Annotated in this window: 10 protein-coding genes; 4 read left to right on the top strand and 6 right to left on the bottom strand. The window is 38.9% G+C overall.

Annotated elements, in window-relative coordinates; genetic code table 11:
* Positions 1-125: 125 nt before the first annotated feature.
* The gene (locus tag H8B17_RS07470; protein WP_190308577.1) at positions 126-1,430 is read right to left on the bottom strand and encodes an ammonium transporter; all 1,305 of its coding nucleotides are present in this window, start codon (positions 1,428-1,430) and stop codon (positions 126-128) included.
* A 537-nt stretch (positions 1,431-1,967) separates the two neighbouring features.
* Between H8B17_RS07470 and H8B17_RS07465 the strand changes: the two genes are divergently transcribed.
* On the top strand, positions 1,968-3,005 hold the full coding sequence (locus tag H8B17_RS07465; protein ID WP_190308576.1) for a porin: 1,038 nt from the start codon (positions 1,968-1,970) through the stop codon (positions 3,003-3,005).
* 72 nt (positions 3,006-3,077) lie between these two features.
* Here H8B17_RS07465 and H8B17_RS07460 read toward each other — a convergent pair whose 3' ends face one another.
* From H8B17_RS07460 to H8B17_RS07450, 3 genes are all read right to left on the bottom strand, one after another.
* The gene (locus H8B17_RS07460; RefSeq protein ID WP_190308575.1) at positions 3,078-3,509 is read right to left on the bottom strand and encodes a tail fiber domain-containing protein; all 432 of its coding nucleotides are present in this window, start codon (positions 3,507-3,509) and stop codon (positions 3,078-3,080) included.
* Between the two features lie 106 nt (positions 3,510-3,615).
* Entirely contained in the window at positions 3,616-3,912 is a 297-nt protein-coding gene (locus H8B17_RS07455) for a hypothetical protein (protein WP_190308574.1), read from the bottom strand.
* A 120-nt stretch (positions 3,913-4,032) separates the two neighbouring features.
* The gene (locus H8B17_RS07450) at positions 4,033-4,515 is read right to left on the bottom strand and encodes a regulatory protein RecX (protein WP_190308573.1); all 483 of its coding nucleotides are present in this window, start codon (positions 4,513-4,515) and stop codon (positions 4,033-4,035) included.
* A 57-nt stretch (positions 4,516-4,572) separates the two neighbouring features.
* Here H8B17_RS07450 and H8B17_RS07445 point away from each other — a divergent pair, with 57 nt between their 5' ends.
* Positions 4,573-7,062, top strand: a complete 2,490-nt coding sequence (locus tag H8B17_RS07445; RefSeq protein WP_223816422.1) for a bifunctional UDP-N-acetylmuramoyl-tripeptide:D-alanyl-D-alanine ligase/alanine racemase — start codon at positions 4,573-4,575, stop codon at positions 7,060-7,062.
* An 11-nt stretch (positions 7,063-7,073) separates the two neighbouring features.
* Positions 7,074-7,673: a DUF502 domain-containing protein gene (locus H8B17_RS07440; protein ID WP_380933483.1), complete on the top strand. Its 600-nt coding sequence runs from the start codon at positions 7,074-7,076 to the stop codon at positions 7,671-7,673.
* 3 nt (positions 7,674-7,676) lie between these two features.
* Here H8B17_RS07440 and ppk1 read toward each other — a convergent pair whose 3' ends face one another.
* Positions 7,677-9,740: a polyphosphate kinase 1 gene (gene ppk1 / locus H8B17_RS07435; protein ID WP_223816421.1), complete on the bottom strand. Its 2,064-nt coding sequence runs from the start codon at positions 9,738-9,740 to the stop codon at positions 7,677-7,679.
* 504 nt (positions 9,741-10,244) lie between these two features.
* Here ppk1 and fbp point away from each other — a divergent pair.
* On the top strand, positions 10,245-11,261 hold the full coding sequence (gene fbp / locus H8B17_RS07430; protein WP_190309443.1) for a class 1 fructose-bisphosphatase: 1,017 nt from the start codon (positions 10,245-10,247) through the stop codon (positions 11,259-11,261).
* On the opposite strand, the gene H8B17_RS20595 is transcribed toward fbp, so the two are convergent.
* Complete coding sequence (locus H8B17_RS20595) at positions 11,247-12,632, bottom strand: exonuclease domain-containing protein (RefSeq protein ID WP_190308572.1); 1,386 nt, start codon at positions 12,630-12,632, stop codon at positions 11,247-11,249. The two genes, fbp and H8B17_RS20595, sit on opposite strands and share 15 nt — an antisense overlap.
* Between the last annotated feature and the right edge of the window lie 18 nt (positions 12,633-12,650).

Below are 12,650 nucleotides of genomic sequence, written 5' to 3'. Positions count from 1 at the left end.
AGAACATCGTCTGTAAGAATTAGCAAAAAATGATTATGTGTAGGTTTTATTAACTGCGTTTGTCTAATGAATGAACTGACGCAATTCATTTAAATTGCGCCAGTTCATGAATTTGTTTTATGAATTTAAAGTTCTTCGTTGTGTTGGCTCATGTCCAGCCCTACGTTTTCTGCTTCTTCACTAACACGTAATGATGCCAGGAGATCAGTTACTTTCAAGAGAAGTAAAGACCCGAAAAAAGCGAACGCCGAAGCACCGACAAGGGCAATTAAGTGGGCAACGAAAAGTCCGGTTTCACCGAAGAAAAGCCCGTTGGTTTCCACAGCACTGTTGACGTTGCTATGTGCAAATACGGCGGTCAACAACATCCCCACCATACCACCAACACCGTGGCAAGGGAAGACATCTAATGTATCATCAATACCTTTTTTCGTTCTCCAGATAACCACTAAGTTACTAATAACAGCCGCTACAATACCGATAACCAATGAATGGGGGATCGTTACAAAACCAGCGGCTGGTGTGATAGCTACCAATCCAACAACTGCACCGATACAGGCCCCCATTGCCGACGGCTTTTTCCCTCGCAGGATGTCAAAGAAAATCCAAGCCATCGCTGCTGCGGCTGATGCAGTGGTTGTGGTTCCGAACGCAGAAGCGGCTATTTCGTTAGCGCCTCCTGCCGAACCGGCATTGAATCCGAACCATCCAAACCATAGTAACCCCGTTCCTAAGATGACATAACTGATACGGGCAGGTGTATGTACCTGTTCTTTACGTTTGCCCAAGTATAATGCGGAAGCTAATGCAGCCCAACCAGCCGACATATGGACAACAGTTCCACCTGCGAAGTCGAGCACGCCCATGTTGGCTAAAAGGCCTTCAGGATGCCAGGTAGCGTGTGCTAGCGGAGCATAGATGAAGATAACAAATAAAGTAATGAAAATAAGATATGCATTGAATTTAATACGTTCGGCAAAGGCCCCTGTAATGAGTGCTGGAGTTATTACGGCGAATTTTAATTGAAACATAGCAAACAATGCTATTGGAATGGTCGGTAATGCCGACCATGCGTCATTGCCTAACATACCTTTCATCATATAGAAAGTGGAAGGATTGCCGATTATGCCGCCAATATCTTCACCAAAGGCAAGGCTAAAGCCAAATACAACCCAAATAATCGTGATAAGGCCCATACATACGAAACTTTGTAACATGGTAGATATCACATTTTTTTTGCGAACCATACCGCCGTAGAAAAATGCCAAACCCGGTGTCATTAACAATACCAGCGCTGCAGACATCAATAGCCAGGCTGTATCGCCTGTATCGATATTGCTTTCCGTGACGGTAGTAACCTCAGTTGATGGAGCGAGCAATGCTAAGATTGCAGCTAACGCGAGGAGTCCAAATGGGAGAATCTTTTTCATCTTATTTAATTTGTTTTTAAAGCTGATGAAGCAATCAGATTTTTCACCTGTATCTACAGAGGGTGTTCCAGAGCTCGTAAACTCGGTTTGTACATCCCACTGCGTGATTTGAAAAATCATAATGGTTTCATTTCTGGTTTTTGATTAATTTTTTTGATTAATTAGTAATTTTTGCCTTGTTTTTTTTGATTATTTGATATGTAAAATTGTTTTTCACTTCAAATATCAAAATAAAAAACCATAAAATCTAATAAATTTTTAATTTTTACTGATAAAATTGATTTGTTTTGGATTTTTTATTTAAAATTTTAATTTTTTTTGTTCAAAAATTGTATATTTTATATATTTTTTGTTTTTATTTGCATTTATAAATAGTAAAAATCACATTCTAACGTATTTTTTGTTATTTATTTTTGTTTTTCATGTTCGTTCTTTATTTTAATAATGTATTATGTGCCTTTTTTTTAGTGTTTGATGGTTTTTTATTGTTTTGTGTTAATAAATTTATTTTAAAACGTATTAAAACAAATAAAAATCATGAATAAATCGTTATCTATACTCGCTTTTGTGTTAATTTCAATATTTTCGTATGCTCAAGAGAGTTCGCCTTTGGAAATCACCGGTTATGCAGATGCCTACTGGAAATATGATTTTGCAGAACAAGAAAATATCGGTACGTTCTTTGGAAATAATCATAACTCCATTTCGCTGGGTATGCTTGGTTTAGGATTAAAAAAATCAACTGGTAAAGCGACCTTTGTCGGTGAACTTGCTTTCGGTCCCCGTGGGCAGTACCAAAGTATCTTGAACGGAGATGGAAATGCAGACAATGCAGACAATTCGTTTCATATTCAAAACCTGTATATGTCGTACGATTTTACAGACAAGTTTAATATGACAGCTGGTTATATGGGGACATTTATTGGTTATGAGGTAATTTCTCCTGCTTCAAATTTTCATTATTCTACGTCATATTTATTTGGTGCGGGACCATTTCAAAATGCCGGAATCAAAGCAACTTATGCTTTCTCAGACAAGGTGTCGTTGATGGCTGGACTTTTTAACGATTGGAATGTGTATCAAGACTTTAATGGTATATCGCACGTAGGCGCGCAGTTAGCGCTTACACCGATCGAAGGATTCAGTGCCTACTTAAACTTCCTAACCGGCTCGTCGGACGGTGGCGAAGACAATTACAGTTCTGGAACGTTGGTTGATCTAGTGGCTAGTTACGATTTCTCTCCGAAAGTGAGTTTAGGACTGAATGCTGCCGACTATACTTTTCAGTCCGACGGTGGGTATAGCGGTGTAGCACTTTATCCTCGGTACAACTTTACGGAAAACATAGGTTTGGGTGTTCGCGCGGAATACTTTAAAGAGAAGGATGTAGAAGAATTGGAAGGGGCACAATTCACATCATTTACACTATCTGCACAGTTGAAACACGGTGGGTTGACACTGATTCCGGAAATTCGTCTCGACAACAATAACCAGTCAAGCTTCTTGAAGAAAGATGGGCTTACTGCTACGAAGAACGCTTCTCAGGCATCAATAGCGTTAGTTTACGCATTTTAGATAGCTTAATATATACCTTAGGCCATATACAAAATATTATGGCCTAAGGTTATTAACCTATAGCTGGTCGATTTATTTGGATTTCAATTGTTCTACTTCTTTTTTCAGGGCCTCAATCTGTTCCTGCTGTTCTTTTATAGCAGCAACGAGTACCGGAATTAGTCTTTCATTGTCAATGTCATCGTATTTGGCCGTTTTAGTTGTATTTTTCCCAGTTATATATACCTTTGAAGATGTTTGTATCATATCTGGAAATACATTTTCTACGTCACGGGTTAGAAAACCATAACGGTTTCCCGCTGGTAAGTCAAGGTTTTTGAATTTATCTTGATCGTAATTATAAACGATCGGATTTAAATTTTTTAACTTTTCGGTGGAGTTCTCAATTTGTACAATATTGGTTTTTATTTCGTCTTTATGAAGTTGTTGACCGTGACTGAACGTAAAGGTTCCAATGGTAATACTTAATATACAAATTCCTTTAATGATGAAAGATGTCTTCATGCTAATATGTGTTTTAAAAATGTTATATGAAAAATTGGTGTCCACAGTGTTGCGAACACAAAATATGTGCTATGTTTTGAATATATCTCCTTAAACAGGAGCCTAACTAGGCTATGTTAGGAGGCGGAAAATGCAGACTGATACTAATATAGGGGAGAGGCCTGCCCGGCAAAAGATAAAAGCAATCTTTAGGTGGAGGTAAAAGATAGGGAGAAAGAAGCGCTTCGGCGATAATCTCGTCGTCTAAGCTAAGTCTTGTTTCGCTTTCTTCGGCGTCGTTATTCTGATTGGAGGTTTGCTCCGTATTTATGGCATATTCATCCACAGTGCATACGGGAATAAGTTGGAAACAAAGTACACCTCCCAGAAGAATAAGTATATATGTTATCCAAACTTTTTTCATATAATGAATAGTAATTCCCTCTTGTACAATTATACAAATTTTATATTTTTTAACCTAGTGTAAACGGTGTTTTTATGAAAATTACATCATCGTTGTGTTTTTTATGCCAAAAATGAAACGCTAATCCTGATGATTTATTTTTTCAAAAATAAGGTCATTCTCAAAACCCTTTGATTGCAAATAATTAGCCAGTTTTGATTTTTCGTTAAAAGAGAGTTCCGGTAAGGATTTGTTTATCTTTTTATGTATTGTTTCTTCTATTTTTTTGTCGTATTCATCCATATCTATGCTTTTTAGTGCAAGTCGGATGAGCGGCTCAGAAACCTTTTTAAACTTCAAGTGTTGTTTTATTTTAATTTTCCCCCAGCCCTTCATACGGAATTTACCCAAAGTGTATGCTTTTGCAAATCGTTCTTCGTTGACAAAGTTGTCCTCAATAAGCTGAGCGATGATATTTTCTATTTCTTTTTGATGAAGTCCCCATTCATACAATTTGTTTCTTACTTCCTGTTGAGCTCGCTCTTGATAAGCACAGTAATTTTCAGCTTTTCTTTTTGCTTCAAGAGGAGTTAACAACTTTCTTGGTTTCTTAGATTCTTCCATAACACAAACCTAAATAAAATGCCTATTATTCCTGAATACCTCGTAAAACAAAATACGATGCATAATTCATTTTTAGTTGTTGAAAATATTGATGAAATTTGTTCTTTGAGATTTATCATGTACACACTTGGATCCATTCTTATCCCTATTCATAGTAAACAGCACCTGATTTGTGATACGGAACTGCCAATCTATGATTTGGCCTACGACAGCCGTAAAATAAGAAATGCCGAACATAGTCTTTTTTTTGCTTTGAAGAATGTTCGTGACGGACATACTTTTATTCCAGATGCTTATCAGAAAGGAGTCCGCGCTTTTGTTGTGTCGCGTGAAGATATTGATGTTATGTTGTATCCCGAAGCTAGCTTTTTCTGGGTAGATGACGTGTTGGTTGCTTTACAAAAATTAGCCCGTTATCATCGCGAGAAGTTTAATAAACCGGTTATTGGGATTACAGGCAGTAATGGCAAAACGATTGTAAAGGAATGGCTCACACAGCTATTACAAGAGGACAAGAAAGTTTATCAAAGTCCCAAAAGTTATAATTCGCAATTGGGCGTAGCCTTATCGTTATGGGATCTTTCGGATGACTATGATTGTGCCATTATTGAAGCGGGGATTAGTTTGCCGGATGAAATGGACCAGCTAGAAGCGATGATATGCCCGGATATCGGTATTATGACCAATATTGGGGTCGCGCATGCGGATGGTTTCGCGAGCAAAGCGTTGAAAATAACGGAGAAGATAAAGCTTTTTAAGCATGCCAAAGACGTTATTTTCCCTTCGCGCTACGGATTTGAGGTATACCTACCTGCGGAAAGCCGCACGTTTACGTTTGGCGAGTCTGATCGGGATGATGTAAAAATAGGACGCATAGAAGAAAGACGGGATGGTAGCTCGTCTATACAAGTAAGCTATAGGCAGGAGATGGCAACTTTTACAGTGCCTTTTGTAGATAAGGGTTCCGTCGAAGATGTGCTAATTTGCTTAACCACGCTGTTGTTTTTAGGTTATTCTTTAGATGCGATTGTGCATAAGCTCGGCAGATTACGTCCGTTAGAGATGCGCTTGCAACTAAAAACGGGGCGAAATAATTGCTCCATTATTGACGATACGTATTCAAATGATTTGGCGTCTTTACAAATCGCTTTAGATTTTTTGCACCAGCAGCAGCAACATAAGAAGAAGACACTTATTCTGTCTGATATGGAAGGGCTGAATGACAAGCTACAAATAAAGCTTCTTTCTATCTTGAGACAGCAAAATCTTACGCGAATAATTGTAGTGGGCAGCGCCTTGAGGTACTTGCAGGGTAAATTGCAGATGCCACTTTTATTTTTTGCTTCTACCGAAGAGCTGGTTCAAAATCTGCATGAGATCTCGTTAGAGAATGAATCTATTCTCATTAAAGGAAGCAGGCGGTATCATTTGGAGGACGTCAGCAAGCTGTTGGTTGCGAAATCGCATGAAACTGTCCTGGAGATAAATCTTAGTGCATTGGAACACAATTTGAAAGCATACCGCTCCATGTTACCTTCCCATGTCAAGCTAATGGCTATGGTCAAGGCTTTTTCTTATGGGAGTGGAAGTTATGAAGTGGCAAACCTTTTGCAGTTTAATAAGGTAGACTATTTGACGGTCGCATTTGCGGATGAGGGTGTTGAATTGCGCCAGCATGGCATAGATTTACCGATAATGGTATTGAGCCCGGACGAGCAAGCGTTTGAAAGTTTGCTAATCTTCAAATTGGAACCGGAAATATACAGTTTCCGAATTTTAAAAGCTTTGATAGATTTTCTACGAATTCGTAAACAGAAAGCTGTCCCCATCCATATAAAAATTGATACCGGCATGCATCGTTTGGGTTTCTTATCGAATGAGATAGCAGAATTAGCAACGTTATTGTCTACAACGACGGAGGTAGAGGTCAAGACGGCGTTTTCACATTTGGTAGCTGCTGGCAATAGGCACCATCGTGATTTTACGATGCAACAGATTACTATGTTTTCGGCAAGTGTAAACGAGCTGGAAGCAATATTGGGTTATAAAGTTATCCGTCATGTTGCAAATACTTCAGGTATCGTAAATTGGCCGTCTGCATATATGGATATGGTACGTTTGGGAATTGGTCTCTATGGAGTGGATATGAGTGGAGAAATGGGTTTGGAAAAAGTAGGTGAATTAAAGACGACCATTACCCAAATTAAAGAACTTCCTGCTGGAGAGACAGTTGGTTATGACAGGAAAGGACTCTTGCATCGACCAAGCCGGATTGCGACAGTGAAAATAGGATATGCAGATGGTTATAGCAGACGGTTTGGTGAAGGTATAGGAGAGATGTCTATAAACGGACAGAGAGTAAAGACAGTCGGATCTATTTGTATGGATATGTGTATGCTTGACGTCACGGATATTATGGCACACGAATTGGATGAGGTTGTGGTATTTCCGGATTTGATGGACGCAGCAAAACGCATTGATACGATTCCTTATGAATTACTGGTGAACATTTCCGATAGGGTGAAAAGAATATATTTCTACGGATAGACAAATAGATTATGATGAAAAAGTTTACACAAAAAAAAATATTGTATTACCTTATAAAAGGTACATTAGTTACGGTACCGGTCGCTGGAGCTATATTTCTTATAGTCTGGGTCTTTGCATCGTTGGATAATGCTTTAAATCTTACAACCCATTTTTTAGAAGATGAACAGGGGCATCCTCTTTATATTCCGGGTATTGGAATCTTGACGGTGCTCATTATTTTGATTCTGGTAGGGGTGGTTTTTACAACTTTCGTAACTGAACCAATACGCGCATGGTTAAAACGTACTATTGATAAGATTCCATTGTTTAATACGCTTCATTCTTCGATCAAGGATTTTACAGAAGCTTTTGTGGGTGATGCAAAAAAGTTCAATGAACCGGTGTTGGTACTGGTCAACGAGACCGGATTGCGAAAAATCGGCTTTCTCACACAGCGCGACCTTCATAAAATTGGTTTACCTGACGATGTAATTGTTTACTTTCCATATTCTTACTCGGTTGCTGGACAAGTAGTCGTCGTGAAAGCGGCTCACGTACAACGTTTAGACATGAGCGCAACCGATGCGATGAAATTAGTTGTCTCTGGTGGTGTGAGCGGCATTGATTAATGATCATTTCGTTTTTTTTCGTAAATATTTATACAATTCAAATTGTGATCGTTGGGGCGGTTTGTCGTTTTGCACGTAAGTATTGTCCAACTTATTGTTCAAAAGCCGAGCTTTAACATTATCTTTCAATTGTATTTCTAACATCGCAATAAGTTCTTGCTTAATTTTTTTGTTGGTAATTTGTACGGCGGCCTCCACACGGAAATCGAGATTCCGAGGCATCCAATCAGCGGAAGAAATATATACTAGTTCTTTGCCCCCTGCGTAAAAATATACCACACGGGCATGTTCTAGGTATTCATCCACAATGCTGATAGCATGAAGGGGATTGGCAAAATTTTTTTGGTTCACAGCACAATAAATCCCTCGAACGATCATTTCAATCTTAACACCCTGGGCGGCTGCTTCATATATTTTGTTAATAAGCTGTTTGTCACTTAAAGAGTTTATTTTGACTATAATACGTGCTTTATTGCCCGCGCGAGCTTCTGCTATTTCTTTATCTATAAGTATAAGGAAGGTCGATCGCATATTGGTCGGACAGACAAGTAGATTTTTGCAAGCTTTGAAAACTTGTGATAAATCTTCCTTATACTTTCTTAGTCCGGAAAAAATCCTGTTGATATCCGCCATCACTGTTCTATTGCTGGTCATCAAGCAATAATCACCATAGATCTTAGCTGTTTTTTCATTGAAATTTCCTGTACTGACAAAGCCATATTGGATTGTTTTGTTGTTCAGCCTTTTTTTGATAACACAGAGTTTAGCGTGTACTTTTTTTTCCGGGATACCCAAAAGCACTTTAACGCCCTCCATTTCGAAACGTTCTTTCCAAATGATGTTATGCTCCTCGTCGAAACGGGCCCGAAGTTCGAGCATGATGGTCACATCCTTTCCATTTCTTGCAGCATTAATAAGCGCATTGGCTATCTTAGAGTTTTCCGCCATACGATAAATAGTGATATATATTGAACGTACTTCAGGGTCCATAGCTGCTTCGCGAAGTAGGTCAATGACCGGGTGAAAAGTATGATATGGAAAGGATAGTAGGACATCCTTTTTAACAACGACGTCGCTAATACGTTGTCGTCCGGCGAAATCAGGATGGACGAAGGAACTGCGCACTTTGGATTGCTTTTCCGATTCAAAAATCTTCGGAAAATCCATAAAATGCTTGAAATTATGAATTTTCTGCCCAGGGATGATGCTATCTTTTTTAGAAAGATTCAGCTTTTTAATCAGGAAAGCCACTAAAGACGAATCCATATCCTTGTCGAAGACGAAACGAGTAGGCTTCCCCTTCCTACGGTTTTTAATTCCCTTTTCGATTTTCTCCACCAAGGTGGTATTGATGTCGTTATCAAGATCGAATTCAGCGTCTCTGGTGATTTTGAACGCATGTGCCTTAAAAGAGTCAAAACCGAAATAAGAAAAAATATACGGTATATTAAATTTGATGACATCTTCCAAAAGGATGACGTGTTTCTCTCCTTCCGGAGAAGGGAGAAGCAAAAAACGACCATTGCGTCGGGTAGGGTTTTCAATAATGGCAAAACGTGTTTCGTACTCCCAATCTTTTTTCCGCATGGCAATACCTAGGTATAGACTTTTGTCACGCAGATAGGGCATCGTGCGCGCGTCGTCAAGCATTAATGGGATAACGTTTGACTCAACTTCTTCTTCATAATAAAACTTGACAAACTGTTGCTGTTCCTTATTCAGTTCCTCATCGGTCTTGATGAAAACCCTTTCCTTCGCCATTTCAGCTTGCACTTTTAGCCAGATATGATCAAATTGTTGTTGCTGCTGAATGACAATATCGTTAATCTGGTCTAAGATAATTTGTGGTTTTTCGAAGAAAATTTCTTTAGCTTGTTTTTCGTTAAACGCTAATGCCCTTTTTAACCCAGCTACTCTTACACGAAAAAACTCATCAAGATTGTTGGAGAAAATACCTAAAAACTTAATCCTTTCGGAAAGAGGGACGCTTGCGTCGGCAGCTTCCTGCAATACCCGGTCATTAAAACTCAACCAACTGATATCGCGGGGAATAAACCTATTTATCATCTTCTTTTTCTTTGTCACTGTTTGGATGTTTTAAATATACCTCCCTAATGTGTCTTAAATATAATGAAAATATTAATTGTCTTTAACTTCTTTTTCCCGCAAAAGAAGCAAAACCTCGTCGCTTCAAATCTTTGAGGATAGGGATAGTAGTAAGGATGAGTTCCTACAGCCTCAAAATCTGGATGCGACCTTTAGTGTTAAGGAGAGGGATCATACAATTGTATTGCCCCTTCCTTAATCTCTTAATGCCACATGTAAACTATTCTCTATGCGGGAAAAGTGCGGGGTAGTGGGACGCATCAAAATTTTAAAGTGACGCTTTTTTTGTACAACTTTTTTTTAGAAAAAAGTTGTTTAAAGAAAATTTTTATAAAAAATAAGCAGTTGAATATCAGTCTGATAAATATGTGTATATCGTACAATAAGCTGAAAATCAGTTTTTTAATTAGGTTAGCTTGTGTAGATTTGCACCGTGAAATTTGTTACCAAACTGAACAACTATATATCATGGCATTCAAAACATTAGGTCAATTTATTATTGAAAAACAGGCTGATTTCCCATATGCAAAAGGGGAACTTTCGAGGTTGTTGCGAGATATTGGGATCGCGGCAAAGATGATTAATCGTGAGGTTAACAAAGCTGGACTGGTGGATATATTGGGAGAGAATGGGAATCATAACGTACAAGGTGAAGCCCAAAAAAAATTGGATGTATATGCCGACGAACAATTTGTTGAAGCGTTGACACGAGGGGGAGAATGCTGCTATATTGCTTCTGAAGAGCATGAAGAATGTATTGAAGTTTCTTTGAAAAACTCGGTAAGTAAAGGTAAATATATGGTTTGTATGGACCCGTTGGATGGGTCAGCAAACATTGATTTAAATGTCTCCGTTGGATCTATCTTTTCTATTTATCGAAGGGAGAGGCTTGATACCCCCGTGTCTGAAGAAGAGATATTGCAATATGGGCATGAGCAGGTAGCTGCGGGATATGTTATTTATGGCTCGTCCACGATGTTGGTTTACACTACAGGTAAAGGTGTGAATGGCTTTACATTGGATCCATCTATTGGAGAATTTTGTTTGTCACATCCAAATATGCAAGTTCCTGTAGATGGTAATTCTTATTCCGTAAACGAAGGGAATTATTTAAAATTCCCACAATATATCAAAGATTATATCAAATATTGTCAAGAGGAAGATAGTGTAACATCGAGACCCTATACTTCCCGTTATATTGGTTCTATGGTGGCGGATATTCATCGCACTTTAATTATGGGAGGTGTATTTCTTTATCCCGAGACATCTAGTTATCCCAGTGGTAAGTTACGGCTGCTTTATGAATGTAATCCCATGGCATTTATTATAGAACAAGCGGGAGGGAAGGCAGTATCTGGTAAAGAGCGCGTATTGGGAATCAAACCGTCTCATCTACATCAACGGACACCTATTGTTATCGGAAGTAAAAACATGGTAGATAAGGTGCTCAGTTTTAAGAAAGAAAACTCACTGCTGCGCTGATGGAGGTAGGATGGTGACTTTCTCCGGAAAGCGCTCTGCATATTGTAGGACAATATGTTGCATATAAAAATTACTGATGCATTTATCGGTATAGGAAACAACATCCTCCACTTGTGACCATTGTTGGGCATATTCGACAAACCCAAAAGCATAGAGCTTGTCCTTTTTAAAATAGATGTAGCTATTTTCCTCATCGTTTCGTCCGCGATCGATCAGCAGGAAGGACCGTGTACGGGTGGTTAGTTGTTGAAATATAAAAGCTATAGTTTGGTTGTGTTCATCCAGTGAGGGGAGTGTTTCTTTAACTACTTTTCTGTCTTCGCTCTTCTCTGTAGCGGGGGAGTAGAATGTACAGAGCGTAGCAGCCAGGTTAAATTCTTCCAACAAATTAGCTAAGAATTGATTTGCTTCTTGTACGGTCTCAAAATAACGGACGCTGTTAGCATGATCAGCTACCCTGCTTACCGCTAGCCTGATATATCCTCTCATATCTTCGTACTGAATAAGTGCAAATTTCGGCTCGTAGCGTTTCAATGCACGGTTATGGATAGGCCAATATTTTTTGATCATTTGGCATTCCATGAGAAGCGCCATGAGTTCAGTGCCCGATTCCTCAAAATCTATCGTCGCAATATCGTTGATAAATTGTTGTCGCCTAAGACTGCTACTAATACCCTCAAAATGGCTCAACACACGTTTTTTAATATTGACTGCTTTCCCTACATAGATAATTTTCCCTTTTTTATTCCGGAAAATGTAGATTCCGGTAGATTCCGGCAATCTTTGGAATTGAGCTAAAGAAAGATGAGTTGGTAGCCGATGTTCAATATTTCTGCCCAGGCTCTCTTGCAAATATTGATTTTTATCGTGTGCAAGAAGTTGCGAAAAAAGTTCGACGGTTGCTTCAGCATCTCCCATGGCTCTATGTCGTGCGGTAATAGAAATATTGCGTACTTTGCACAACTCTCCTAAGCTGTAGGAACGGTGTCCAGGAAAGATTTTTCTGGATAGCCGAACAGTACAGAGTTTTGGTGCTTGCCAATCATAGCCTGCTTGCTTTAGTTCTTTCACCAGGAAGGAATAATCGAAATTTACATTATGGGCAACAAAAATTCTGCCTTGCAAAAGGTGGTATACATCTTCTGCAATTTCGTCGAAAGTAGGGACATCGGCTAACATATCAGGCGTGATACCCGTTAGCATCTGAATAGCGAAAGGGATAGGGCATTGCGGATTAACGAGGCTTTGATACCGTTCGACGACCTTTTTTCCGTTATGTATCAAAATGGCAACTTCCGTAATACGACTTCCACCCGCGTGACTTCCGGTTGTTTCGATATCGACTATAGCAAAGTGTTTTTGTTTGTTCACGATACAATATTACTAATT

Source organism: Sphingobacterium arenae (assembly GCF_014692505.1).
Taxonomy (GTDB): Bacteria; Bacteroidota; Bacteroidia; order Sphingobacteriales; family Sphingobacteriaceae; genus Sphingobacterium; species Sphingobacterium arenae.
The sequence above is the reverse complement of the archived record's forward strand: the minus strand, read 5'-3'. Positions and strand labels throughout refer to the sequence as shown.

Bases quoted from the DNA above. Each gene is read 5' to 3' on its own strand.
- H8B17_RS07470 (WP_190308577.1), bottom strand. From the start codon at position 1,430: ATGAAAAAGATTCTCCCATTTGGACTCCTCGCGTTAGCTGCAATCTTA.
- H8B17_RS07465 (WP_190308576.1), top strand. From the start codon at position 1,968: ATGAATAAATCGTTATCTATACTCGCTTTTGTGTTAATTTCAATATTT.
- H8B17_RS07460 (WP_190308575.1), bottom strand. From the start codon at position 3,509: ATGAAGACATCTTTCATCATTAAAGGAATTTGTATATTAAGTATTACC.
- H8B17_RS07455 (WP_190308574.1), bottom strand. From the start codon at position 3,912: ATGAAAAAAGTTTGGATAACATATATACTTATTCTTCTGGGAGGTGTA.
- H8B17_RS07450 (WP_190308573.1), bottom strand. From the start codon at position 4,515: ATGGAAGAATCTAAGAAACCAAGAAAGTTGTTAACTCCTCTTGAAGCA.
- H8B17_RS07445 (WP_223816422.1), top strand. From the start codon at position 4,573: ATGCATAATTCATTTTTAGTTGTTGAAAATATTGATGAAATTTGTTCT.
- H8B17_RS07440 (WP_380933483.1), top strand. From the start codon at position 7,074: ATGATGAAAAAGTTTACACAAAAAAAAATATTGTATTACCTTATAAAA.
- ppk1 (WP_223816421.1), bottom strand. From the start codon at position 9,740: ATGATAAATAGGTTTATTCCCCGCGATATCAGTTGGTTGAGTTTTAAT.